The sequence below is a fragment of the Zobellella maritima genome (assembly GCF_003075035.1).
GTDB lineage: Bacteria > Pseudomonadota > Gammaproteobacteria > Enterobacterales > Aeromonadaceae > Oceanimonas > Oceanimonas maritima.
The window spans coordinates 1005729-1030597 of sequence record NZ_QCZE01000001.1 but is presented as its reverse complement, the minus strand read 5'-3'; the positions used below and the strand labels follow the sequence as shown (position 1 = coordinate 1030597).

20 protein-coding genes are annotated in these 24869 nt (G+C 53.6%); 14 read left to right on the top strand and 6 right to left on the bottom strand.

Features of this window, described 5'->3' with window-relative positions; translation table 11 throughout:
* The first annotated feature begins 381 nt into the window (after positions 1 to 381).
* The 9 genes from DCS96_RS04655 (at position 382) to DCS96_RS04620 (ending at position 12753) form a co-directional block, all read left to right on the top strand.
* The gene (locus tag DCS96_RS04655) at positions 382 to 1920 is read left to right on the top strand and encodes a type I restriction-modification system subunit M (RefSeq protein WP_116473162.1); all 1539 of its coding nucleotides are present in this window, start codon (positions 382 to 384) and stop codon (positions 1918 to 1920) included.
* Complete coding sequence (locus DCS96_RS04650) at positions 1910 to 3097, top strand: restriction endonuclease subunit S (protein WP_116473161.1); 1188 nt, start codon at positions 1910 to 1912, stop codon at positions 3095 to 3097. The genes DCS96_RS04655 and DCS96_RS04650 overlap by 11 nt, the downstream gene beginning before the upstream one ends.
* 11 nt (positions 3098 to 3108) lie before the next feature.
* Positions 3109 to 3528, top strand: a complete 420-nt coding sequence (locus DCS96_RS18680; protein WP_198649921.1) for an AAA family ATPase — start codon at positions 3109 to 3111, stop codon at positions 3526 to 3528.
* Entirely contained in the window at positions 3432 to 4481 is a 1050-nt protein-coding gene (locus tag DCS96_RS04645) for an AAA family ATPase (protein WP_198649920.1), read from the top strand. The genes DCS96_RS18680 and DCS96_RS04645 overlap by 97 nt, the downstream gene beginning before the upstream one ends.
* Positions 4478 to 5110, top strand: a complete 633-nt coding sequence (locus DCS96_RS04640) for an HNH endonuclease family protein (protein ID WP_116473160.1) — start codon at positions 4478 to 4480, stop codon at positions 5108 to 5110. Before DCS96_RS04645 ends, DCS96_RS04640 begins: the two co-directional genes overlap by 4 nt.
* A 530-nt stretch (positions 5111 to 5640) precedes the next feature.
* Positions 5641 to 7212 carry an AAA family ATPase gene (locus DCS96_RS04635; protein ID WP_198649919.1) on the top strand — a complete coding sequence of 524 codons (1572 nt, stop codon included), beginning with the start codon at positions 5641 to 5643 and terminating at the stop codon, positions 7210 to 7212.
* On the top strand, positions 7209 to 8576 hold the full coding sequence (locus tag DCS96_RS04630) for an McrC family protein (RefSeq protein ID WP_116473158.1): 1368 nt from the start codon (positions 7209 to 7211) through the stop codon (positions 8574 to 8576). Before DCS96_RS04635 ends, DCS96_RS04630 begins: the two co-directional genes overlap by 4 nt.
* Before the next feature lie 108 nt (positions 8577 to 8684).
* Positions 8685 to 11984 (top strand): type I restriction endonuclease subunit R, encoded by a 3300-nt coding sequence (locus tag DCS96_RS04625; protein ID WP_116473157.1) that lies wholly within the window; start codon positions 8685 to 8687, stop codon positions 11982 to 11984.
* A gap of 4 nt (positions 11985 to 11988) precedes the next feature.
* Positions 11989 to 12753 carry a M48 family metallopeptidase gene (locus DCS96_RS04620; protein WP_116473156.1) on the top strand — a complete coding sequence of 255 codons (765 nt, stop codon included), beginning with the start codon at positions 11989 to 11991 and terminating at the stop codon, positions 12751 to 12753.
* A 377-nt stretch (positions 12754 to 13130) separates the two neighbouring features.
* Here DCS96_RS04620 and DCS96_RS04615 read toward each other — a convergent pair whose 3' ends face one another.
* The 3 genes from DCS96_RS04615 to DCS96_RS04605 form a co-directional block, all read right to left on the bottom strand.
* Complete coding sequence (locus DCS96_RS04615; RefSeq protein WP_157953578.1) at positions 13131 to 14177, bottom strand: helix-turn-helix domain-containing protein; 1047 nt, start codon at positions 14175 to 14177, stop codon at positions 13131 to 13133.
* A gap of 163 nt (positions 14178 to 14340) precedes the next feature.
* The gene (locus DCS96_RS04610) at positions 14341 to 14529 is read right to left on the bottom strand and encodes a hypothetical protein (RefSeq protein WP_116473154.1); all 189 of its coding nucleotides are present in this window, start codon (positions 14527 to 14529) and stop codon (positions 14341 to 14343) included.
* A 532-nt stretch (positions 14530 to 15061) separates the two neighbouring features.
* Positions 15062 to 16288, bottom strand: coding sequence for an MFS transporter (locus DCS96_RS04605; protein WP_269801911.1), 1227 nt, complete (start codon positions 16286 to 16288; stop codon positions 15062 to 15064).
* 261 nt (positions 16289 to 16549) lie between these two features.
* Between DCS96_RS04605 and DCS96_RS04600 the strand changes: the two genes are divergently transcribed.
* The gene (locus tag DCS96_RS04600) at positions 16550 to 17026 is read left to right on the top strand and encodes a hypothetical protein (protein ID WP_116473153.1); all 477 of its coding nucleotides are present in this window, start codon (positions 16550 to 16552) and stop codon (positions 17024 to 17026) included.
* Positions 17027 to 17312: 286 nt separating this feature from the next.
* On the opposite strand, the gene DCS96_RS04595 is transcribed toward DCS96_RS04600, so the two are convergent.
* From DCS96_RS04595 to speB, 3 genes are all read right to left on the bottom strand, one after another.
* Positions 17313 to 18083 carry a TIGR01458 family HAD-type hydrolase gene (locus DCS96_RS04595; protein ID WP_116473152.1) on the bottom strand — a complete coding sequence of 257 codons (771 nt, stop codon included), beginning with the start codon at positions 18081 to 18083 and terminating at the stop codon, positions 17313 to 17315.
* Positions 18084 to 18312: 229 nt separating this feature from the next.
* Positions 18313 to 19713, bottom strand: coding sequence for a YjiH family protein (locus DCS96_RS04590; RefSeq protein WP_116473151.1), 1401 nt, complete (start codon positions 19711 to 19713; stop codon positions 18313 to 18315).
* A gap of 99 nt (positions 19714 to 19812) precedes the next feature.
* Positions 19813 to 20787 carry an agmatinase gene (gene speB, locus DCS96_RS04585; protein WP_116473150.1) on the bottom strand — a complete coding sequence of 325 codons (975 nt, stop codon included), beginning with the start codon at positions 20785 to 20787 and terminating at the stop codon, positions 19813 to 19815.
* 140 nt (positions 20788 to 20927) lie between these two features.
* On the opposite strand from speB, the gene DCS96_RS04580 reads away from it, so the two are divergent.
* The 4 genes from DCS96_RS04580 to DCS96_RS04565 all read left to right on the top strand — a co-directional run bounded on the left by DCS96_RS04580 (position 20928) and on the right by DCS96_RS04565 (position 24763).
* On the top strand, positions 20928 to 21872 hold the full coding sequence (locus DCS96_RS04580) for a LysR family transcriptional regulator (RefSeq protein WP_116473149.1): 945 nt from the start codon (positions 20928 to 20930) through the stop codon (positions 21870 to 21872).
* Between the two features lie 133 nt (positions 21873 to 22005).
* Positions 22006 to 22311 (top strand): MTH1187 family thiamine-binding protein, encoded by a 306-nt coding sequence (locus DCS96_RS04575; protein WP_116473148.1) that lies wholly within the window; start codon positions 22006 to 22008, stop codon positions 22309 to 22311.
* Between the two features lie 222 nt (positions 22312 to 22533).
* A complete protein-coding gene (locus DCS96_RS04570; RefSeq protein ID WP_116473147.1) occupies positions 22534 to 23772 on the top strand; it encodes a DEAD/DEAH box helicase in 1239 nt (412 codons plus the stop codon).
* 199 nt (positions 23773 to 23971) lie between these two features.
* On the top strand, positions 23972 to 24763 hold the full coding sequence (locus DCS96_RS04565; RefSeq protein WP_116473146.1) for a DUF6933 domain-containing protein: 792 nt from the start codon (positions 23972 to 23974) through the stop codon (positions 24761 to 24763).
* Positions 24764 to 24869 lie beyond the last annotated feature (106 nt).

Sequence of the window (24869 nt, the reverse complement as noted above, 5' to 3'; positions counted from 1 at the left end):
CTCATTTGTTGACTTTTTATTGGCCATCAGTCGCACTGCCCAGCCCCTGCGTGCCCCTATTTACCATAACGCACCGGTGTCCGTATTGTCGGGCTGGTTATGCTTGTTCACATTCCCGTTCAACGCCATGACCGAACCTCTCGTATCAGGAAGAACAGGACAACCACCCTGCCCTGTTTACCGCCGTTAACCGCCTTTGTACTCAGGTAATATTGATAACAGGCGATCTTTAACCAACCGCGCATTTTTGACCGCCTGTTGACTTGCCAAGTGCGTTGACCGGTGTAAAGTGCTCTGTCTACCAAACAACAACTATATATACCGATATACCGGCGGCATCAGCCAGGTCCGGCAACCTCTTTTACAGAGCCAGGGTAAACAATGAACGACAAAATCAACCAGGACAGCATCAACAAGGCCTTATGGAACGCCTGTGATACCTTTCGCGGCACCATCAGCGCCGATACCTACAAGGACTTCATCCTCACCATGCTGTTCCTCAAGTACATCTCGGATGTATGGCAGGATCACTACGATGGCTACCAGGCCGAGTATGGCGACGAGCCGGAGCTGATCGAAGAGATGATGAAAAACGAGCGTTTCGTGCTGCCGCGCGACGCCAGCTTCTATACCCTGTGGGAGCGTCGTCATGAACCCGGCAACGGTGAGCGCATCGATCAGGCCTTGCACGCCATTGAAGAAGCCAACGGCACCAAGCTGAAGGATGCGGGCAAGAGCGTGTTTCAGGATATTTCCTTTAACACCGACCGCCTGGGTGAAGAAAAACAGAAAAACAGCATTCTGCGCCACCTGCTGGAAGACTTCGCCAAGCCCGAGCTCAACCTCAAGCCCAGCCGGGTCGGCACCCTGGATTTGATTGGCAACGCCTATGAATATCTGATCAAGAACTTTGCCGCCAGCGGCGGCCAGAAAGCCGGTGAATTCTATACTCCGCCGGAGGTGTCCGATCTGATGGCCGAACTGCTGGAACCCCAGCCCGGCGACAGCATCTGCGATCCCGCCTGTGGCTCGGCTTCGCTGCTGATGAAGTGCGGCAACAAGGTGCGCCAGTATCACAACAGCAAGCAGTATGCGCTCTATGGTCAGGAGGCCATCGGCTCCACCTGGTCACTAGCCAAAATGAACATGTTTCTGCATGGCGAAGACAACCACAAGATTGAGTGGGGCGACACCATTCGCAACCCCAAGCTGCTCGATAAAAACGGCGGCCTGATGCAGTTCGATGTGGTCACCGCCAACCCGCCCTTCTCGCTCGACAAATGGGGCCACGACGAGGCCGAGCACGATAAGTTCGGCCGCTTCAAGCGCGGCGTGCCACCCAAGACCAAGGGCGACTATGCCTTTATTCTGCATATGATTGACACCCTCAAGCCCGCCTCCTCTTCCAAACTGGGCGGTCGCATGGGCGTGGTGGTGCCCCACGGCGTGCTGTTCCGGGGTTCGACCGAGGGCAAGATCCGTAAACAGCTGATCGACGAAAACCTGCTGGACGCGGTGATCGGCCTGCCGGAAAAGCTGTTCTACGGCACCGGTATTCCCGCCGCTATCCTGATCTTCAAGAAGCAGAAGGTCGACGACAAGGTGCTGTTTATCGATGCCAGCCGCGAGTTCAAGGCGGGCAAGAACCAGAACCTGCTGGCGGAAGAGAACATTCAGAAGATCGTCGCCAGCTACCGTAATGGCGATAACGTGGACAAGTACGCCTATCTGGCCAGCCTGAAGGAAATTCAGGACAACGACTACAACCTCAATATCCCCCGCTACGTCGACACCTTCGAGGAAGAGGAAGAGATCGACCTGATGGCGGTACGCGCCGAGCGTGAACAGCTGAAGGCCCAACTCAGCAAGCTGGAAGGCGAGATGGCCGAGTATCTTAAGGAGTTGGGTTATGGTGCCTGAAGGTTGGGAGAAAGGAGATTTAAAGCAATACATATCCGTAAAACATGGTTTTGCCTTCAAGAGTGAGTATTTTTCTTCCAGTGGAAACTTCATTCTTCTCACACCAGGAAGCTTTCACGAGACAGGTGGATTTAGGGACCAAGGTACTAAAACTAAATATTACAACGGTGATGTTCCCGATGGATACTTGTTATCCAAAGGGGATCTATTGCTTGCTATGACTGAACAATCCGAAGGGCTTTTGGGGAGCCCTCTATTTGTGCCAGAAGATGGGAAGTATCTACATAATCAGCGACTTGGACTTGTCAAAATAACGAGCCATGATCGCGTTTGTTTAGATTTTCTTTATCTATTCTTTAACGCTCCAAGTTCTAGAAGGCAGATTACAGAGCAGTCAACTGGCACAAAAGTTAAACACACCTCTCCAGATCGTTTATGCTCTGTTATTGGATTACTGCCCCCACTTTCAGAACAAAAGAAAATCGCCCAAATTCTGTCCACTTGGGACCAGGCGATCACCACCACCGAGCAGCTGCTGGCCAACAGCCAGCAGCAGAAAAAAGCCCTGATGCAGCAACTGCTCACCGGCAAGCAGCGCCTGCTCTCCGATACAGGTGAAAGGTTTAGTGGGGAGTGGAAACGAGTTGAATTAGGCGATCTTCTAGATTACAGGCAGCCGACACCGTATTTGGTTAAAAGCACTGAATACCATGATTCGTACAAGACACCTGTACTTACAGCAGGTAAAACTTTCATTCTTGGTTATACAGATGAAGGCTTTGGTGTTTTTTCTGAAAGCTTACCAGTCATAATATTTGATGACTTTACAACTGGCAGTAAGTTCGTAGATTTTCCTTTTAAGGCTAAGTCTAGCGCCATGAAAATACTGACAGCTAAGGCTGGTGTTTCTATAAAGTATGTATTTGAAGTAATGCAGTTGTTAGATTTTGCTGTAGGTGGGCACCAACGGCACTGGATTTCTATTTATTCACGGCTGGTGATTCCATTCCCAGATAATGAAGAACAACAAAAAATCGCTGCCGTGCTTTCCACCGCCGATCGGGAAATCGACACCTTGCAAAAGAAGCTGGCTGCACTGAAGCAGGAAAAAAAGGCGCTGATGCAGCTGTTGCTCACCGGCAAGCGGCGGGTTACAGTCGATAACGGTGCGCTTTAAAGGGTAATATCATGGAAATCAAACAGTTCCGGCTTAGCCATCTGGGCCGGTTCCGGTCACTGGAGGTGCCCCTGGCCCCTACCCCGCAGGTGCAGTCCAATGTGACCGTGTTTATCGGTAACAATGGCGCGGGTAAAACCTCCATTCTAAAAGGGCTGGCCACCTCACTGAGCTGGTTCGTGGCCCGCCTGCGCAGCGAAAAAGGCAGCGGCAGCCCCATTCCCGAAGAGGTGATCCTCAATGGCGCCACCTCGGCGGCCATTGATATCGAGGTGGTCGACGACCAAGGCCAGTCTGCCAACCCAGGTGCAGATGAAAGCGATGCCTTGTATCAGTGGACCCTGGCCCGAACCCACAAGGGAAAAAAAGCCAATTTGTCAGCCAGCTTCAGGACGCCACCCGGCTGGCCGACCACTACCGCAGCGTGCTGACGGCCAACGAACACGGCAGCCTGCCGCTGATCGCCTTCTATCCGGTCGAGCGGGTGGTGCTGGATATTCCGCTCAAGATAAAGGAAAAGCATACCTTTCTTCAGCTCGACGGTTTTGATAACGCTCTCAATCGCGGGGTGGATTTCCGGCGCTTTTTCGAATGGTTCCGCGAGCGCGAAGACAGCGAAAACGAGTCGGGCATTTCCGCCGACATGCTGGGAAAATTGCTGGAAACGGTTGGTAAAGACAGCGAACTGTGGGAAAAACTGCAACAACTGAGCGCCTCTTCCCGTGATCGCCAGCTGATGGCGGTACGCACCGCCATCAGCAACTTTATGCCCGGTTTCAGCAACCTTCAGGTCAGGCGCAAACCCCGGCTTTACATGTCTATCGACAAGGACGGCGAAACCCTCAATGTGCTGCAACTGTCCCAGGGCGAAAAGTCCCTGATGGCCCTGGTGGGTGATATTGCCCGCCGTCTGGCCATGATGAACCCGGGGCTGGAAAATCCGCTGGCAGGAGACGGCGTGGTGCTGATTGATGAGGTGGACATGCACCTGCATCCCAGCTGGCAACGCAGCATTATCTCGCGCCTCACCAGCACCTTTCCCAACTGCCAGTTTGTGCTCACCACCCACTCGCCACTGGTGATCAGCGACGTGAAAGAGGTGCTGGTCTACTCGCTGGATAATGCCGAATTGTCGCAGGTGCCGTCCCAGTACGGTCAGGATGCCAACAGCGTGCTGCTGGAGGTGATGGACACCCATGTGCGCAATGCAGAGGTAGAGCGGCGACTTAACGATCTGCTCGATTTTATTCAGGACAGCCAGTTTGAGCAGGCCCACCGCCTGCTGGCCGAGCTGAAAAACGAGCTGCCGGAGAACCACCTGGATCTGGCCCGCGCCGCCCTGCTGCTGCGCAAGCAGGAACTGCGCAGCGGAAGCAAACGATGAGATACATCGACAAGGGCCCGGAGCCACCGGAACTCACCGCCTGGAAACGGGCTAATCCCAAAGGCAATTATGCCGGACTCAGCGAGGTGGAGCGCCAGGCCATACGCGAGGCCTGTACCAGTGAGCAGTTTTATCTGTGTGCCTATTGCTGCCAGCCCATCTCCGGTGAGAACAACGACACCATGAATGAGCATGTGGAAGCGCGGCACCAGGCCAAACAACGCAGCCTGGATTTCAGCAATCTGGTGGCCAGTTGCACCAGCCCCCGCCAGTGCGACGCTGCCCATGGCTCCCAGCCGCTGCCGCTCACGCCGCTGATGTTTGAATGCGAAACCGAGCTGCGCTTCAAGCTCAGCGGCCGGGTGGAAGGCCTGACCGAACGGGCGCGGGAAAGCATCCGGGTACTGAACCTCGGCGACACCGAAGCCAGCAACAAGGCACTGGTGGAAAAGCGCAAGCGCCTCTCCGAGGCCCTGCTGTGGGAAAAAGGTGTCGAGCCCGACGATATCCTGGACGATGAAGCGCTACTGCGCATGGTGATTGACGATATCAGCCAACCACAGGATGGCAAGCTGCCTCCCTTTGCCCCCGTGGTGGCCAATATGCTCAGTGACTGGCTGGGAGGTTGATATTTCATCATCCAACAATAAAAAAACGATACAACAGCTTTAGACGGTAAACGTCGGGGATAAAAAGAGCAGTAACAGGTATTATGAATTCTTTAGAGCTTCACAGTGAGCTAAACAGACTCGGCTATCCGCACTCAGGTGGTACGGTTGGTACGAAAAGAATGTTTTACCACACCATCAAAGACTGTGGCATCAATGTCTATGTGAAGAGAGGAGAGAATGACAATCCGGTTTTGAAGGACCCTCTGGTGGTTCACCCCTTTATCGAAAGGTATAAGGACAACCTGAAGCTGCTCCCTGGTATCAAGGTTAACTGGGATGGTTATTTTCACTCAAATCTGAAGGGGTATCCTGTATTACCGGAGAAAAGCAAGGAGCCTATGGGTTTTGCTGTTTCCGTAGATAACTCCCAATCTCTCCGTGATTTTATGTTATTCATTTCAGATCACTATTCGACCAGCAGTCATATCAAGACCGAGTCTTTGGGAAAAGACCCTTCTGCACAATCAAAGTCAATGGAAGGTGAACACATGGCTCCTCTTAATCAGATCCTTTACGGCCCTCCCGGCACCGGCAAGACCTACGCCACCACCGCACTGGCAGTGAGCATTGCCGAGCCGGCATGGTTTAAAACCACATGTGAAAGGCTGGATGGCATCAAGCTTCGCCAGACGGTGAAGGAAAAGTATGACCAGCTGGTTGCCGAGCAACGGGTGATGTTTACCACCTTTCACCAGAGTTTTTCTTACGAAGACTTTATCGAAGGGATCCGCGCCACCACCGACGAACAGAGCGGCGGCCTTCGTTATGAAATCGTCGACGGCATTTTCAAGCAACTGTGTGATAACGCCGATGTGAAGGTTCAGGCCGCCACCTCGGATAGCATTACTCTGCACGGCAAGCGGATCTGGAAAATGTCCCTTGGTAACACTCAGGGGGACGAAGACTATATTTTCGACGAATGTATCAACCAGGGCTATGTGCTGCTTGGCTATGGCAATGATATCGACTTTAGCGACTGCCACAGCCGTGAGGCTGTGAAACACCGGCTGGAGGAAAAGCAGCAGGAATCCATAGAAAACAACAACTATACCCTCACCTCGGTGCATGCCTTCAAGAATCTGATAACCAAAGGTGACCTGATTATTGTCTCCGACGGCAATCACAAGTTTCGGGCCATCGCCGAAATCACCGGCGACTACGAGTTTCTTAAAACCGATGAGCGGGTCGGTTACCAGCAACTGAGGCGCGTGAAGTGGCTACGCCAGTATCAGCCCAGCCTGCCCAAGGAACGACTGTTCCTGAAGTCACTGTCACAGATGACCTTGTATGAGCTCAAGCCCACCACGGTTGATCACACCAAGCTGGAGCAGTTGCTGGCGCCAACCCGGGAACAGGAAAGCGAACACAAGCCCCATGTGCTGATCATCGACGAGATCAACCGAGGTAATATTTCCCGCATCTTCGGCGAGCTGATCACCCTGCTGGAGCCCAGCAAGCGCAAGGGAGCCGAGGATGCCCAGACCGCCGTGCTGCCCTACTCCAAGACCCCCTTCTCGGTGCCCGATAATGTGTACCTGATCGGCACCATGAATACCGCCGACAAATCATTGGCCCAGCTGGATCTGGCACTGCGCCGCCGTTTCAGTTTTAACGAGATGCTGCCGCAACCCGAATTGCTGGCTGGTGTAACGGTCTTTGGTGTGGATTTGGCGCAGATGCTGACCAGAATCAACCAGCGCATCGAGGTGTTACTGGATGCAGAGCACCTGATTGGCCACAGCTATTTTATGCCGCTGGTTTATATCAAAGATGAATCCGAGCGGCAGCAGGCACTGGCGGCTCTGTTCAAAGACAAGCTGGTGCCCTTGCTTCAGGAGTACTTCTTTGATGATCACCAGCGTATCGGTTGGGTACTCAATGATCCGGCCAAACATCCGGATCATCGCTTTATCATTACCGATGAGGCATTGAGAGACCGTCTGCCGAGCCTACAGCAACTGTTTGCGGCGGATATTGCCGAGCAACTGATGGACAGACGCCATCGGCTCAATAAAGCGGCCTTTACCAACGCCGAGGCTTACCGGGGCATAGTGGCATGACCATTCAGGTCCGTGAGTATGCCACCCTGACCTGTGACACTCGCCGGGAAGCCAGTATGGATCTCGGCATAGTGTCACCGGCCACTTTTGACTGGCTGCTTGAATTGCAGCAAGGCTGGAAGGGTCGTGCCGATCTGCTCAGTGTTGAAGGCAAAAGGCAGCTCAAGCTATGCAGCCATGTGGGCTATCTGCAAAGCCCTCATGGCGAGGCCATCGAGATACTGCCCAAAACAGAACATGCTCCCCCCGAAGGGCCGGAAAAATTACGGCATCTTTTACACCGCATGTTGCGCTCTGCACTGGACGTGAAGCATAGAGAAGCCGGCAGCGCCGAATTGATGCGCTCACAGACTCCCTTGCACGAATGGGTAATCGGCCAGTTTTTACATGAAGTGGCCGAGCTGGTGCGCCGGGGGCTGCGCTTCGACTACCGGAATGTGGAAGAGCAATGCCGTTTTATCCGGGGTCAACTGGATATAAACCAGCAGCTCCGCCAGATGCCGGACAAGGCAGCCCATTTTCATGTGCGCCATGCGGAGTTCAGCCCCGATCGGCTGGAGAACCGGCTGCTCAAGACAGCACTGGATATCGTCTTCAGGCTGACCAAAAACAGTGAAAACTGGCGGCTGGCCAATACACTCAGCCAGCAACTGGCCGACATAGCGCCAATACGCCAGCCCTTGCGCCAGTTTGATCGCTGGCATAGCGGCAAGATGATGCGGAGCTACGCAGACATCAAACCCTGGTGTCGGCTGATATTGGAACAGCTCAATCCTGATTTTCAGAAGGGCGAGCACAAGGGCATTGCCTTACTCTTCCCCATGGAGCAGCTGTTTGAGCATTACCTTTCCCGCTGCCTGCGACAACAGCTACAGCCCGGTGCCCGGCTTACGCCACAGGCCAGCAGGCGCTATTTACTGAGCCATGCCCCCCACTCTGCTAACGAGCCGCAAAACTGGTTTGTGCTCAAACCGGACTTTCTGATTGAACATCAAGGCACTCGCTTTGTACTGGATGCAAAATGGAAGTTGCTTAACCAGAAGCTGGCAACTACCGAGCATAAATATGGCATCAGGCAGGCCGATCTCTACCAGATGTTCGCCTATGGTCACAAATATCTGGATGGCAAAGGACAGTTGATGCTGATTTACCCCGCTCACCGCGATTTCGACCAGCCTTTGCCGGTATTTCATTTTGACGGGCAGCTTTCGCTCTGGTGTGTGCCGCTGGATTTGTTTACCGGTAAACTGGCAGATGGTGACTGGCAACGTGCTTTTGGCTGTTTCAATAAGCCTGCCACTTCCTTTTGCACAAGTCAGTCAGACCCGGATTACCAGAGTAATGTTCATCAACTTCGTGCCTGAATTAAAGCCTGAGCACGAACCAAACCAATGAGCTACCCGGCGATGACCGGTAGCCATCACCCAGCAGCGGCTACAGCCCGGCTGAGAGCACAGGGAATAACAATAAGAATGAAGCACACCCCAAAATTTCAGGAAGAATACAGTGCCAAGCTCCCGGCGCTGACGTTGTTAACCAACCTGGGCTGGTCTTTTCTCTCGCCCGAACAGGCCCTGGCCGCCCGTGGTGGTAAACAGGATCAAGTGGTGCTGCGTGGTGTGCTGCGCGAAGCACTTGAAAAGCGCCGTTTTACCTTTGCCGGTACCGAGCATGCCTTGTCCGACAAGGCGCTGGACAAGCTGATTGCCGAGGTATGCAGCCCGGCTTTGAATGAAGGCCTACTGCTGGCCAACGAGCGGCTGTACAACCATTTGCTCTATGGCATTTCGGTCACCGAGTTTGTGGATGGCAAAAAAGCCAACCCGACCGTGGCGCTGATCGACTGGCACAACCCGGCCAATAACCGGTTTCATTTTACCGAAGAGTTTACCGTTACCCGTTCCGGCGGTGTTGAGTCGCGCCGCCCGGATATCGTCTGCTTCGTGAATGGCATTCCCCTGGTGGTGATCGAGGCCAAGCGGCCCGATGGCCATGCCAATAAAGGCCCAACCATCGATGAAGGCATTTCCCAGAGCATGCGCAACCAGCGACCGGATGAAATTCCGCACCTGTTCGCCTACAGCCAGTTATTGCTGTCCATCAACGGCAACGAAGGCCGCTACGGCACCTGTAACACCCCTGACCGCTTTTGGGCCGCCTGGCGGGAGGAAGATATTTCCGAACCCGAGATGCTGGCCATCAAGAACAGGAAGCTGAGCCCGGCGCAACTGGCTAACCTGTTCGGGCATCGCCCGGCGAAGGATCTGGACTGGTATCAAAGCCTGGTAGCGGGTGGCGAGCTGGCCATTACCGGCCAGGACAAGCTGCTGGTAAGCCTGCTGACACCTGCCCGGCTGCTGGAAATGACTCGCCTTTTTAGCCTGTCCGACAAGAAAGCCGGCAAGATCGTGGCTCGTTATCAGCAGGTATTCGGCATCAAGCGGCTGATTGAGCGTATCAATACTCGGGGCCCGGCCGATAACCGTGAAGGTGGGGTGATCTGGCACACCACCGGCTCCGGCAAGTCGTTCACCATGGTGTTTTTGAGCAAGGCCATGATCTTGCACGACAGCCTCAAGGCATGCCGCATCGTGGTGGTCACCGACCGGGTCGACCTGGAAACCCAGCTCAGCAATACCTTTGCCTCCGGTGGTGAGCTGGCTGGCAAGAAAGACAAGGCCGCCGCCATGGCCACCTCGGGCAAGCGACTGGCCGAGCAAATCGGTCAGGGAACAGAACGGATTATTTTCTCGCTGATCCAGAAGTTCAACAGTGCTACCCAATACCCGGAATGCCATAACGACAGTGCCGATATGATCGTGCTGATCGACGAAGGCCACCGCAGCCAGGGCGGCGAAAACCATATTCGCATGCGCCAGGCGCTGCCCAGAGCCGCCTTTGTGGCCTTTACCGGCACGCCTCTGTTGCAGGACGACAAAACCACCAACAAGTTCGGCCCCATAGTGCATGCCTACACCATGCAGCGGGCGGTGGAAGATAAAGCGGTGACCCCGCTGCTGTATGAAGAGCGAATTCCGGATCTGGAAGTTAATGAGCGGGCCATCGACAGCTGGTTCGACCGCATCACCGCAGGGCTGACCGACGAGCAGAAAGCCGATCTCAAGCGCAAGTTCGCCAAAAAAGGCCAGGTCTACAGCGCCGATGACCGCATTCGGCTGATTGCGCTGGATATCGCCACCCACTTCGACAACAACATCGTTGAAGGCCTAAAGGGTCAGCTGGCCTGTGACAGCAAGGCCTCGGCCATCAAGTACAAGCAGTATCTGGATGAAGCCGGGCTGTTTGACAGTGCCGTGGTGATCAGTGCGCCCGATACCCGTGAGGGCAATACTGCCGTGGACGATTCCGCCATGCCCGAAGTGGCGAAATGGTGGAAGGACAACGTGGGCAATCAGGATGAGCAAGCCTACACCAAGGCCGTTATCGAGCGGTTCGACAAGGATGCATCGCTCAAGCTGCTGATTGTGGTGGACAAGCTGCTCACCGGGTTTGATGAGCCCAAAAACACCGTGCTTTATATCGACAAGCCGCTGAAAGAGCACAACCTGATCCAGGCGATTGCAAGGGTCAACCGGCTGCACCCCGACAAGCAATTTGGTTTGCTGATCGACTATCGCGGCATTCTGGCCGAGCTGGATACCACCATTGGTAAATATCAGGATCTGGCTTCCCGTACCCAGGGCGGTTACGACATCGATGATATCGCCGGTCTCTATAACCAGATGAGCACCGAATACAAACGGCTGCCGCTGCTCTACCGCACCCTGTGGGCGATTTTTAGTGATGTGAAAAACAAGAACGACATCGAGCAATTGCGCCAGGTGCTGGTGCCACGACTGGAAGCCCGTGATGGGAAGCCCTCAGCCGGTGGCAATAAGGAGTTGGTGGATGTAAACCTGAAGCGGCGGGAAGACTTTTACGAGGCGCTGAGCGAGTTTGCCAGCAGCCTTAAAGTTGCGCTGCAATCCGCCTGCTTCTTTGAAGACAGCAGCTTCAGCGAGGATGACCGTCGCCATTACAAGGAAACCGTCAAGCAGCTGTCCAGTCTGCGGCAACTGGTGAAACAGGATGCCGGTGAAAGCATTGATTACGACACCTATGCGGATGAAGTGAAAAAACTGCTGAACAAGCATGTGGTCGGGGTTGAGGTGAAAGACGCCCAGGGCGCCTACGAAGTGGGTAAAATGGGCCAGCAGCAGCCGGAGCAATGGAACGAGGACAAGACCCGCAACGAAACCGACATCATCAAAACCCGGGTTACCCGCATGATTGAACAGGAGCTGCGTGATGACCCTTACGCCCAGGAAGCCTTTTCCAAACTGCTGCTGCAAGCCATCGAAGAAGCAGAAAAGCTGTTCGATCACCCGCTCAAGCAGTACCTTTTGTTCCATGAGTTCGAACAGCAGGTGAAAAAGCGCCATCTGGATGAATTACCCAACGCCTTTGCCGGTCACCCTCATGCCCAGGCCTATTTCGGCTTGTTCAAGCAGCATCTGCCCGAGGTGTTCACCCTGATAGACGAGCAGGTACAGGACAAATGGGTCAAGCTGGCATTTACCCTGGATGACACCGTGAGTGCCGCCGTGGCGGAAAACTCCATCAATCCGCAGAATATCGAGGCGGAAATCCGCAAGCAGCTGTTACCGCTGATGTTCAAGGAATGCAAAGCTATTGGGGGTGGTATGAACCAGGCCAAGAATATCGTTGAATCCGTGGTGCAAATCACCCGCGTGGGCTTAAGTGGCGTTTAAGACGATGAGTGTTGCCATTACTCTGCCCGACCCGTCATCCATGCCTGGCACCCTGTGCTTCTATTATGGTGACGAGCGGATTTGTTTTGAACGCAGCCACCGTCAGAGCAAGGTGGATCGGGTATTGATCAAGGTGCAGCCGGATTGCCGGGTGCAGGTGCAGGCGCCCCTTCATGCCAGCGATGAAGACGTATTGCAGGCGGTGAAAAAACGGGCCCGCTGGATTTATCAGCAGCTCAGAGAATTTCGCGCTCAGCAGGAGCATGTGACCCCGCGCCGCTATATCAGTGGTGAAAGTCATTACTACCTGGGCAAGCAGTATCAGCTGAAGGTGATTGAAGCCCGGGACGACAAGCAGCAGGTAAAGCTGCTGCGTGGCAGCCTGGAGGTGTCGGTGCGCCAGAAAAGTGCCGACAGGGTGCAAGCCTTGCTTAATGACTGGTATCGGCACAAAGCCAGGGATGTATTTGCCCGCAGGCTGGACGCCATGCTGGATCAGACATTATGGGTAACAGGCCGTCCGCCCATTCGTATTCTCACCATGCAAACCCAATGGGGTAGCTGCTCCCCTCAGGGCCGCCTGACCCTGAACCCCCACTTGGTAAAAGCGCCCCGAGATTGCATCGACTATGTGATACTGCACGAGCTTTGCCATATCGCCGAGCACAACCACAGCGAGCGTTTCTACCGGTTTCTGAAGCAGGTCATGCCCCAGTGGGAGGCGGTAAAAGCCAGGCTGGATGGCATGGTCGGCAAGATCATGGTGTAGTCGTGATCCATGAGGATGAGGATACTGATGATGGAGCACCTCAAACCAAGCAGATTTATTCTCTCAAGCCCACTATAAAAGCGGTCTGAGGATGATGGGCTTCCAGCCGATAGCCAGGCCGACACCGCTTGCTGAACCGAGCGTCGATAACCATCATAACAGGACAGGCTCATGCCTGCCCTGGGGGTTACTTACCTTTTGACGGGGCGTTACCACGACCGCCTGATTTGGCAGGGGATGGTGGATTGTTACCCCGCCCTTTTCCTGACGGGTTTCCGGTTTTACTCGGTGCATTTGCAGGGGCTTTACTCATGACACACTCCTTTTTGTGGTTGGTAAGCTGTCGCATTTTAATGATTTCCAGACACTTCAGTCTCCTAATCAGGTGCCAGTGGCGGGAAGTGTTCTGGACCAAGATCACCAATAGCGATTGGGAGCGGGGATGTTTTTTTCAAAAATGATTCAAGAGCATCGGCCAGCTGTTCACGTTGCAGTTCTGGCCAGGGTGCTTGATGCGCTTGCCCAGATTCATCCAGCCAAGCCCTGGTTATGACCAGTCGCTTATTGGAGCAACCATAATATATTCCCAGCACACCTGGTGAACACATTGGTGGATGAACCGGGAAGGGATAAAGCCGGCGGTTATCTTCCAGCCACACCATAAGCGAACATCTGAAGTCGGCATCATTTTGGAAGAACTGTGTCCCCTCTATAACCCACTCCCCGTTGGTAATGTGTTTTTCTTCTTTATCTTCCTCCTCTTGTTCCTCATTTTCCACAAGATATTCAAAACGGACAAAAAAACCGACATTGGATGACTCAGGCACCAATGGTTCATCATTAATGATGACCTTGTTGGAAAAGTTGTATGCCAGCTTGTTGATTTGTTGCTTCCAGTCCAACTGCTGCCATTTATTGAGTGACGTCCAAAGGATTCCTGATTCGTTGATGATCGCCGGGCGTATTATCCACTCACTGGTGTAAGACTCATATGAATGGGGATGATGAGTAACTTTCAAGGAGATGGGTAGTTGCTTGTCGTTAATATCGAGAAGCACACAGCCATTATTATTCAAGGCTCCACCGCCGATATTAACTTTACGAAATACCTCTGTTATCACCTCGTGATAGCCAATGGTTAACTTTCCATAGAGTTCGTCTCTGCTCTTCACGTACCATGGAGATTTGTCAATTGACAGCCGACCTTGCAACTCGTCCACTGAAGTACCAAATGCTTTAGCCAGAGCGATAGCAGTCTTCTTGGAAGTTTTACCATGTTTCTCAATACGTTGATATTGCCGAGTAGAAAGTTCGAAATCAGCTTCTGCATCAACAGCGGCAGCTACTGCTTCGATAGTCAGCCCCGATTTCTCTCTCAGATGTTTCAAAAAGTGTGGGATTATAGGAAAAGATTCTTGTGCCATCGTGGTATCTTCTCGATATGGAATGAACATATGGATAGACAGTAGTTCAAGATGATGTCATATAGAACGACCCCATGCGACATTATGGCAAAAAAGCTAACTATCCATGCTTGGCCAAAGAAATAAACCCATAATCATCACTAACCGAGGTACTTATCGTGAGTCACCATGTCAGTGAAGGGGAAAGCGAACCGGTGCTGCTGATGGTAGCGGTTTGACTCCAGAGCCTTAACCTCAGCGATAATAGTGGATCACCCCAGCCCTGCGGCAGGGCCCAGGCTGTCACCTGGCGTACCACTCCGGCGTCGATCAGTTGCACCAGGGTCTGCTGGGTCAGGGTATCCCGCGCCATGGTCTACCTCCGTTGTTGCATGGCACCCAATGATTCAGCGTCGTGCAGGATGGGGTTAACGGCAAGCCGACCAAGGGTTGTTTTCAACGGCCATTGATCATAATGCCCGATTACGCGCAGCCTGCGGTCACCCAGCCCCGGTGCTTGATTTGTAAAACAACACGAACGATACTGTGCCCAACACAACCGCCACGCTTAGTACCCCTTGGGGCAACGCGCAACCTTGGCGGTTTTTTTATGCTTGTGACCCGGGATTGTCGCGTGCTCAAGCCCTATCTGAAACCTGCCCTGACCTTTGACCAACAGCTGGCCAAACTGCGGCAGCGAGGCATGCAGATCGCACAAGCTCTGGAAGGCCGCCGATAAGCTGCGAGCCAACCTCGATACCGCCAAGCAGACATTAACAAAATGCGCGTTCACTTTGCGTGTGTTGGTGATAGTCTGTCTTAACGCGAGCCCGTTACCTTAAATTGATAACAGTGCTATTTCAAGATTCTTGATATTTGGCATAACAGTAAGCAAGTGCTTTCTGTTATGCCGATTTTAGCTCCTCGGGCAAGAGAATACGACGAGTGGCAATATGGGCAATAATAACACAGCATAGTCCGACAGTGATCAGCGTAAATGAGTAACCCATAAACTCGGTCAGCACACCAAATAACAAACCACCCAATGCACCACCGCCAACATTAATCGCTCCCCACAGGCTCATAACCCGGCCTCTGAATCCACTTGCCACTGAAACCTGAATAAGTGATTGAGTGCCTACAGCACACACAGTGGCACAAAAACTTAAGCCACCCACAATTAGCAACCCCAGTTCAAAACTACTGGTATAACTGAACAGCACCAACAATAAACCTGAAGAAATCGCCCCCAGACGCATTGCCGGAAATAAGCGCTCGGCACGAAAGAATGACAGTAGTAAACCCGCAATAATCGCGCCTATCCCCGCGGCTGAATTAAGCCAGGCTAAGGCTGTCACTCCCCGATCGTAGAGTACCTCAACCGCTGCGGGCAAAATTTCCAGCAAGCCCCGACCTAACATCGCCGAAGTCGCAATCAGCATCAATAAGCGCAGGATCAGATCTGAACTCAGGGCATACTCAAAACCGGCCTTTATATCCATTAAAAAGGTCAATTGCTGTGCCTTTGATACTCGCTGGCAGTTATCGAGCTTTAACAATAATAATACCATTATTAGCGGTATATAACAGATTGCAACTACCGTCAGTGCGGTGGCATTGCCCTGATATTTAATTATCAGCCCTGCAAGAACCGGCCCAATAAAACGTGAAGTATTGTATAAAATTGCATTAATGGCCACGGCCTTAGGCATGTTTTCGGCACTGACCAACTCTGGCACTAAAGACAGCCGTATCGACTGATAGGCACTATTGGCCACGCCAATCCCCAGCGCAAACAACAACAGCATCAGCGCATTCACTAACTGTTGCCACACCAACCAGGCTAATAACAGCGATAACAACCCAAGTATGGTGCTGGTTACGACGGCCGCCTGACGACGGTTAATGCGATCCACCATTGCTCCAAACAATGGCCCGACCAAAATAGTCGGGAAAAACATTAAAAAGGCCAGCATTCCCAACCAGCTTTCTGAATGAGTCAGATCCCACATCATCCAGCCCAGTGTCATGCGTTGAATCCAAAGACCCTGAGTGGAAAAGATACTGCCACATAAATAGGTCAGATAATTATGTTCAGTAAAAATAGATCGCCGCACTGTTATTGTTACCATCCTCATGAAAAACAGGACATTATACAGCAAAATTAACCAGTACCATATCACAGTAATTCCGAGTAAAGGCAAAGAATACGCCCAATCCAGCAGCTATACTGGAAAATAGCGCCCTGTGACAAATAAACTTATCAAATAATAAAAAATACTTATAACAAAGTCCCTGCCACAACTTTACACTGCCCGGCACTCTCAGTATCATGCCAGCATTAAACTGTCGTTAAAAACAGTTAATCCAACAGAATCAAGGTCACAACCATCATGTCAGATAACATCAACATCATCACTCAAAAAATTGAAGAAAAATTTAATGATATCGAGCGTCAAATTTTTTCTGGAGATATGTTCTCGCAATGGCGAGGCTCATTTGAAGTGAAAAAAGTTTACGTAAAAAAAGAAAACGCCGACATTAAGTGTGATCTCGACATCAGGTTAAAGCACTGGCCTGAAGGTGTTTCAGTTAAAGTTTACAAGCACAAGGCGCTGGCGGTTCTGGCCTATGTTAAGGATCAACAGCTGTGCCAGGAGCACCTGAACACCGAACCGGTACCTTGTAAGTTCTGGAAGGATGCCTTTTATTTCTCCCATATTGCTGATTTGGATCAAGGCCGCTATGTCCTGTTAGAAGGCAATGAAATGGCTGATAAAGATACCAGTACTTGCCTGAGCAAGCTAAAAATGCATATTGAAGAAATTAATAACATTTTGGGAGCTGCTACTACTGACCTCAGCATTTAATTTTAAGTAACTATTCAGCTTAATAATCGACGTTGAGAAGATTACCTCCGCTTCTCAACTATTTTTCAGGATCATTTGACCGATCCTTTCAGTGTGTCATGCTGGCACCAAGCCAACTGCCACCGTCCTGCCCTGATCAGGCTCAATACCCACCTTTCATAGGATAAAGACTTGCTGCTCAACGGTATCCAGCGATCCGGGAAGGCCGCTTGCCCAAAGTCCTGTCTGAAAGCAGCTCTGACATTTCGTTGGGTGTGGTTGTGCCCATTACAGTGTATGTCACCGTTCAGAGGTAGCGCATAAGCCGGGCAATGGAGTCGATAACAGCGTCGGGCACAACGGCCGAGGCGGCCGCCCGCTCTGGGCGATATTTGCCGGTTTTAACAAGCACGCCCCTTATCCCGCACTGTTGGGCCCCACCCACATCGGAATCGATATCATCGCCCACCATCAGGATGGACTCTGCCGGACAACGCAATTCCCGGGCCGCCGCCTGAAAAAACGCGGGAGAAGGCTTACCGATAACCGTGGCGTCAACACCGGTGGCATATTCAAGCCCCGCGATAAAGGCGCCGATATCAACTCGAAGCCCGTCGGGCGTTTGCCAATATTTTCCTTTATGTAGCGCCACTATATCCGCCCCGGCCATCACCATCTGAAAGAGGTGGTTAACCAGATCGTATGTCCAGGCGCGGCCAATATCCCCGATAACCAGGGCATCTGGCGTATCCGAGATGGGAAACTCGCGAAACTCCTCCCGGATTGCCTCCGAAACGGCAAAATAGCAGCTCCGAGGCTGACGTTGGCGCAGGTGCACACAAGCCGCTGCGGGGGCGCTCAGGATCTCGTGCGGCTCAACAGCAAACCCCATAGCCTGTAGTTTCTGTGACAACGACACCCTGGACAGGGTGGTGGTATTGGTCACATATCGGTGGGGGATCTGCCGATCGTTGATGGCCTTTATCGTGTCAACAGCGCCGTCAATGGCCCGTTCGCCAACATACAGGACACCTTCAAGGTCTAACAAAATGCCCTGAATACCATGCAACGCCTTCATGGCGATCTCCTGCAGCCGGTTGGGGATGTTCAACTATTACTAACATAGCTGCACAAGCTGGATTGCACAGCCAACCTGTCGTTTGGTGCCAAGCGCCCTGCCCTGCGTCCCACATACACCATGGGTGATTGTTGTGATATTGAACCTGGCAGCATTTTTGCTGAAAACAAGGGGGGCAAGACCGTTGATCTTGCCCCCCTTGTGCTTATCTATCTACACTACTTGGCTGTTAGCCTCTAAACACCACCTGATGAGCAATCAGGCAAGTAATGGGTAGTATCACCGCCGTCCTGACCAGAAAAATCTTCACCAGATCCATAAAACCGAGAGGGATTTTGCTTTTGAGCAGCATCACCCCGACCTCAGACATGTACACCAGCTGGGTGACGGAAACGGATATGATGACGAAGCGGGTCAGTTCACTTTCGATACCGGCGGCAATGACCGCAGGCAGAAACATCTCGGCAAATCCCACCAGCATCGCCGGCGCGGCCTTGTCTGCCTCGGGAAGCTGTAATAGCTCCAGGACCGGGATCAACGGATACGAAAGCCAGGTCATGATCGGGGTAAACTCCGCCACGACCAGCCCCCCTGTGGCAATCACGATCAATGGCGGCATCAGTCCGAACCAGATATCGCAGGTATTGCGAAGCGCCGATTTCAACAGACCCTGCAGGCTGGGTGCCGAACGCGCCTTCTCCACCGCCTGGCGGAGGCCCCATGTAAACAGCGATTGTCCTGCCGGTACCTCTTCACTCAGCGCCTGTCCCTGTGGTGGGTAGTAGTCATGGGACATGCGCGACAGCGGCGGCAAGCGGGGAACGATAATGGCCGCCGCAATACCGGTAACGACCACAGTGGCATAATATTCGATAAACAGATGCCCCAGCCCCACAAACTCGGCAATGACCAGGGTAAATGGCACGGCAACAATCGAAAAGTTGGTCGCTATTACCGCCGCATCCTTGGCAGAGTAGTACCCTTTTTCATACTGCTGTGAGGTAATCAAGATGCCGACCGCCGCCGAAGACAGCCAGGAGGCGGTAGCATCGACAGAGGCACGGCCGGGAATGCAGAACAGCTTGCGGAAAATATTACGGAACAGGGTGCCGACAAATTCCATCAGGCCGTAGTCGGTCAACAGGGGTAGCAATAGCGCGGCAAACAGGAAAATGGTGACGATTGTGGTCGCCAGATCCTTCAGCACTATCAGCCCTGTTCGTTCCGACCAGATCCACTCTGGCCCTGCCTGATAATGGATCATCAAGACCATGACCAGGCCACTCACCCGTAACAATAGCCAGGGCATGCTCACCGCAAACAACTCGGCCATGAAGGAACCTGGCGTGACCCACCTGGGTTTAAGCAGCGTCACATAGGCGGTCATTGTCGCCGATAAACCGATGATACCGATCACAATGATAATCATATATGCCATCAGCTCCTGTTTTAGCCAATTGGAGAGGATGGCCATCACTATGGTTATCTGCCCCTTGTCTTCAATAGGAACAAGAAAGGCAAGCACACCGAGCAGGGAGGGAATGATAAATCGCAGCAAGGCCTTGGCGGTAAAGCCGGATAACGGGCGCTCGGATGCAACCCGTTGTACAGGGGTATTATTGGTTGTCATGTTCAGATCCTTCTGACACCTGATTATCAATGCACTCAGCACCAGGATTAAGCCCGGTAGCTACCAGGCTTGGCTGTGCTGCTTGCGTAAGTTGGGGGATTAGCCTCTTTGCCTGGCTACTTGTTCGGCCAGCATGCAGAGGATCTCCCACATCAGGGTGACTCCCACCAGGGCGGTGTTGCCGCTGGGATCGAATGGCGGTGCCACTTCCACCACATCCCCGCCCACCAGCTTCATGCCACGCAGGCTGCGCAACATCCGTTGTGCCTCATGGGTGCTGATGCCCCCGACTTCCGGCGTCCCGGTACCCGGGGCATAGACAGGATCCAGGCAGTCCACATCAAAGCTGACATAGGTACTTTGGTTACCGACCACCCGGTGGATCTCCCTGATGACCCCTTCCACCCCCAAATCAAAGTATTCTTCGATACGGATCACGCGAATTCCCTGTTCCAGACCCCAGGCATCATCATCTTCGCTATAGAGTCCGCCACGAATACCGATCTGGACGACCCGCTTGGGATCCAGTACGCCTTCCTCGATGGCACGGCGAAACGGGGTGCCATGGGTGTATTTGCAGCCACCGAAGTAACGGTCGAAGGTGTCGGTGTGGGCATCAAAATGCACCATCCCCATAGGACCGTGTTTTTCCGCCAATGCCCTCAAGATGGGCAGGCTCACCAGATGATCGCCCCCTGCCGACAGGGGAATAATATTTTGCTCCAATACCTGGCGATAAAACTCCTCAACCCGTTCCAGGGTGTCTTCTATCTTGATGGGGTTAACCGGGGTATCCCCCAGATCGGCACAGTTGGCCAGGTCGTAGGGGTTGATCCCCAGAGTCGGGTGGAATTTCCGCATCAAGGATGACAGATCCCTCATCTGTCGCGGTCCATGGCGCGCCCCGGCGCGATTCGTGGTACCACCATCCCAGGGAATGCCGATCAGACCAATATCCACGGCACCGGCCTCTGCTACGGGGAGATAGGGTAAACGCATGAAGGTCGCGATCCCTGCATAGCGAGGAGTGGCATTGGAGTCGATAGGCTTGAAGCTGTTGTATTGCTCTGACATTGGATTACCTCTACTGGGTCATAGGTTACGGAATCCACAGGGTCCGGCATCGTCAGGACCTTGTTTGACAAAGTATCGGACCAAAGATACGTTTCAATAAATTACAATTAAATCACCTTTGGTTAACACAAATGGCAACCATGAAACAGACAACCAACGCCCTGTCCGGTTTGATCAGCGATCTTGACTTGCGCCTGTTGAGGGTATTTAAAACGGTCGTGGAATGCGGAGGCTTTGCCGCCGCCGAAGTGGAACTCAACATCAGCCGCTCTGCCATTAGTCGTTATATGGCAGATCTGGAAACCCGCCTGCACATGCATCTTTGCTACAGGGGGCGTTCCGGGTTTGCACTGACGGCGCAAGGTCGGGTGGTATACGAGAGCCTGATGCAGCTGCAGGCCGATCTGGAGAAATTTCGGTCCAATATCAATGCGGTACATAACCGTTTGGTGGGTAAGTTACATCTAGGGCTGACCGACAATACCATTACCGATCCCCAGTCCCGGGTGCCTTCGTTTGTCGCCAGGCTCAAGCAACTGGGGCCCGATGTCCAGATTGTGATGCAAACCACCTCTCCCAATGAAATTGAAAGGGCGCTAATCGAAGGGCGCTTGCATATGGGTATTCTCCCCTGTCATCAGCAGCTGCCAGGGCTGGTTTATCAGCAGCTTTACTGGGAAACGTCGTACCTCTACTGCGCGCAGGGACATGCCCTGTTCTCGCTCGAAGAACGGCAGTTAGCACCTTCCCTGTTGGCTCGGCACGACTATGTCAGCCCCGGCTATAAACCGGATTCAGCCATGCTTGAATTGCAGGCGCTGCTGAAAACGGCGGCCCATGCCTATCAAATGGAGGGCATCGCCACCCTGATCCTGAGTGGGAGCTTCATCGGTTTCCTGCCGGAACATTACGCCAGACAGTGGCAAGAACAAGGTGTGATGCGGGCCTTGTTGCCTGCTCAATTTCACTTCAAGACCCCCTTTACCGCCGTGTGGCGAGACGAGGCGCAACCCAACCAACTACGGGAAGCTTGTCTGAACGAACTGCGGCAGATTTACGGTATCAACAGCGACACTGTTAATTAGGCGCCGCTATCGGCCGCGGACTCGACCCATTCGGCGTGACTGGCCAACACAAAACTGCAGACTGGCCCTTTATCCATGCTGACAAGGCGGGTGGAATACCGCTTTACAGCACTCATAACCGAGGAAAAAGGCAATGTACGTTTTGATGGATATCATGGTGTCACCCGGTGGCGTGGGGACGTCCGTTTCACCTTATGTGGCCATGTGCCAGAAAATATTTGAAGAGGCAGGCCTTACCCATACCATGCACGGATACGGCACCAATGTCGAAGGTGAATGGGAGGATGTCATGGCCGCGGTGAAGCGCTGCCACGAAGATCTCCATGCCGCCGGGGCGGTACGCATTACCAGCCATATGAAGGTGGGCACCCGCACAGACCGCAAACAGACCATGGCCGACAAGGTGACCAGTGTTCAAGACAAACTGGCCGCTGAATAGCAACTGACCGGGAGAAACAGGGGGCTGTAATCACAGGTAACGGCGGTACCGGTGATTGCAGCCCTCCGTATATATAGGGCGTTGGCGGTGAACACCTCGATAACGTGCCGCTATTTGTCATCAAAACATGAGATATCCAGGTTATGTTCCGGTAAGTGGATGATTTACTTATGGCTCGCTACTGTTTAGACTTCGCCTCCGATTTAATGAGTAGTATGCCCCATGAAGTTTGCCGAGCTTGACCTTCGTCCTGCCGTGTTAGGTGCCTTGCCCGCACACTTGCACACCCCTACGCGGATCCAGCAGCTGGCTATCCCCGCCATATTGGCTCAGCATGATGTGCTGGCGCTGGCCCATACCGGCAGCGGCAAGACCCTGGCCTTTGGCCTGCCCTTACTGCACAGTATCAAGCCGACCCTTACCAGGGTGCAGGCGGTGGTGCTGGTACCGACCCGCGAGCTGGCCACACAGGTGAGTGATGCCTTGCGGGAAATGGCACAGGCAATGGACCTCCGTGTCCTCACATTATGCGGCGGAGTCGACCCGGAGTTGCAACTGGCAGAACTGGCGCGACTGCCGCAGCTGCTGGTAGCCACGCCGGGTCGTCTGCTGGACTGGCTTGAGCAGGGCCTCATCGAACTGGCCGCAATACAGCAACTGGTCCTGGACGAGGCGGATCGTTTGCTGGAAATGGGATTCTGGCCCGATGTCCAGCGCCTGCTTGCGTTGCTGCCGAACGAACGTCAAACCCTGCTGTTCTCGGCTACCCTGCCGCCGTCATTGCATGATCTGGCCATGGCGCTGCTCAAAGACCCACGGCGCATCGAGGCCCAGAGCGCCAACAGCGTGGTCACAGAGGTAGAAGAGCGTTGTTATCTCGTCAACAAGGGCAGCAAGGCACAGGCCCTGCTCGCTCTGTTGCAGCAGGCTTGCTGGTCCCGGGTACTGGTGTTTGTCAACGCCCGGGACCAGGCGGACACACTTACTAGGCGGCTCGGCAAGGCGGGAGTGGCAGTGGCGGTGTTGCACGGCGCCAAGGAGCAGGTGATTCGTGAGCAGACGCTGGCCGATTTCAGGGCAGGAAAAGTGCGGGTACTGGTCACCACCGATCTGCTGGCCCGAGGCATCGATGTGGCAGCCCTGCCGGTGGTGATCAACCTGGATCTGCCCACCAGCGCCCCTGTCTATGTACATCGTGTTGGCCGTACAGCCAGGGCGGGCCGTTGTGGTCTCGCCATCTCGTTGGTGTGTCATCAAGAGGCCGAGGCGCTGGCGGCAATTCGTGACCTGACCGGGCGCACGCTGGCACAGCGTGAGTTGCCGGGCTTTCCGGTTACTGACCAGCCCGCCAGCGGGGAGCGCAAGCGACCCGCTCGGGATAAGCAGGCCAATCGCCGCAGCGCCAACAAACGCAGTATTAAACAATTTACAAGCAAGACGTCGCGCGGTAATGGCCGGTGAACGGCCATCGTGCACACATATGTCATATGCCTGTATCGGCGCAGGCGTGTCGGGTTCCCCTGACAACGATGGCAGGCCAGGGGCTCGGCATTGCTCTCAAGCCCTGTTATCCTGCCAGGGAATGCGGCAGCAACGGGATATTTCACCATTGCAGGAGGACTAGGGATGAACGACGACATGAATCAGGGACGGTGCCGACATGCTTGTCTTTAACTGCACCAAGGCGGCAGCCCAGCTATTCAGTTGTATCCGCAAGGGCGTTAGCCGCTCCCCCGTCGAAGCCCCGCCCGGCCCGTCATATGCCGACGATGGCCGACTGTTGTCAACCCCGGATGGTCAGCCGGCCTGCCTGTCCCAATGGCTGGTGCACGCCGTCAAGGTGAAGGGACAGAATTGCCTGATCGCGATGGAGCTGAACAACCGCTATTGCATGACTTTTACCGGCCTGCGCAAAGGCGGCAGTGAGGCCTTTGTGTCGTTGTTTATCGAGCGGCTGTTGAACAACATGCAGTGGTACGGTGAAGATCTTGCGCTGCTGGATGAGACGAGCTTTCAACCGATAGCGACCCGCTTCCAGGCCAGGCATGACGAGGTTCGTTTCTTTGCCCGCTCCGATCGCAGCGCCCAGGCACATATCAATGAGGTAGTGTGGCAGTTACGTGACCAGGTGGATTATGCGGGCTGCCTGCCGGACAACCAGCACCAGGCGGCGTATTTCGATCTTTGCATGAATGATCAACTGCGCAGCACCCAGGACCATGCCGACTATTTTTATCCCTACCAGGCCATGTTCTGCCATTGGCTGGCCGAATATTGCGGAGCTGGCCCGCGGCAGCTCGAACAGGCCGCGGCCGGCTTTCGGGAACTCCGGTTACATGGCGGTGAACAGCCACCCCCGGAGATTAAGATCCGGGAAATCTTGCCGGCGAGTGAATCTGTGCTGCCGGACAAGGTGGTGTCATTGGCCGCCTTTCGCCAGGACAAAAGTTGACTGTAACCGGTGTTGAATACCTTGGCACAACGTTATTTCCATAACATTCAACAGGCAATCCAAAGGTGGTGTGTGAACGACTTTTGATACCTGTCCATTGCGCTAC

Bases quoted from the DNA above. Each gene is read 5' to 3' on its own strand.
- DCS96_RS04590 (WP_116473151.1), bottom strand. From the start codon at position 19,713: ATGACAACCAATAATACCCCTGTACAACGGGTTGCATCCGAGCGCCCG.
- DCS96_RS04615 (WP_157953578.1), bottom strand. From the start codon at position 14,177: ATGGCACAAGAATCTTTTCCTATAATCCCACACTTTTTGAAACATCTG.
- speB (WP_116473150.1), bottom strand. From the start codon at position 20,787: ATGTCAGAGCAATACAACAGCTTCAAGCCTATCGACTCCAATGCCACT.
- DCS96_RS04575 (WP_116473148.1), top strand. From the start codon at position 22,006: ATGTACGTTTTGATGGATATCATGGTGTCACCCGGTGGCGTGGGGACG.
- DCS96_RS04620 (WP_116473156.1), top strand. From the start codon at position 11,989: ATGAGTGTTGCCATTACTCTGCCCGACCCGTCATCCATGCCTGGCACC.
- DCS96_RS04610 (WP_116473154.1), bottom strand. From the start codon at position 14,529: ATGGCGCGGGATACCCTGACCCAGCAGACCCTGGTGCAACTGATCGAC.
- DCS96_RS04580 (WP_116473149.1), top strand. From the start codon at position 20,928: ATGAAACAGACAACCAACGCCCTGTCCGGTTTGATCAGCGATCTTGAC.
- DCS96_RS04640 (WP_116473160.1), top strand. From the start codon at position 4,478: ATGAGATACATCGACAAGGGCCCGGAGCCACCGGAACTCACCGCCTGG.
- DCS96_RS04600 (WP_116473153.1), top strand. From the start codon at position 16,550: ATGTCAGATAACATCAACATCATCACTCAAAAAATTGAAGAAAAATTT.
- DCS96_RS04565 (WP_116473146.1), top strand. From the start codon at position 23,972: ATGCTTGTCTTTAACTGCACCAAGGCGGCAGCCCAGCTATTCAGTTGT.
- DCS96_RS04625 (WP_116473157.1), top strand. From the start codon at position 8,685: ATGAAGCACACCCCAAAATTTCAGGAAGAATACAGTGCCAAGCTCCCG.
- DCS96_RS04605 (WP_269801911.1), bottom strand. From the start codon at position 16,288: ATGGTAACAATAACAGTGCGGCGATCTATTTTTACTGAACATAATTAT.
- DCS96_RS04650 (WP_116473161.1), top strand. From the start codon at position 1,910: ATGGTGCCTGAAGGTTGGGAGAAAGGAGATTTAAAGCAATACATATCC.
- DCS96_RS04570 (WP_116473147.1), top strand. From the start codon at position 22,534: ATGAAGTTTGCCGAGCTTGACCTTCGTCCTGCCGTGTTAGGTGCCTTG.
- DCS96_RS04595 (WP_116473152.1), bottom strand. From the start codon at position 18,083: ATGAAGGCGTTGCATGGTATTCAGGGCATTTTGTTAGACCTTGAAGGT.
- DCS96_RS04635 (WP_198649919.1), top strand. From the start codon at position 5,641: ATGGCTCCTCTTAATCAGATCCTTTACGGCCCTCCCGGCACCGGCAAG.
- DCS96_RS04630 (WP_116473158.1), top strand. From the start codon at position 7,209: ATGACCATTCAGGTCCGTGAGTATGCCACCCTGACCTGTGACACTCGC.
- DCS96_RS04655 (WP_116473162.1), top strand. From the start codon at position 382: ATGAACGACAAAATCAACCAGGACAGCATCAACAAGGCCTTATGGAAC.
- DCS96_RS18680 (WP_198649921.1), top strand. From the start codon at position 3,109: ATGGAAATCAAACAGTTCCGGCTTAGCCATCTGGGCCGGTTCCGGTCA.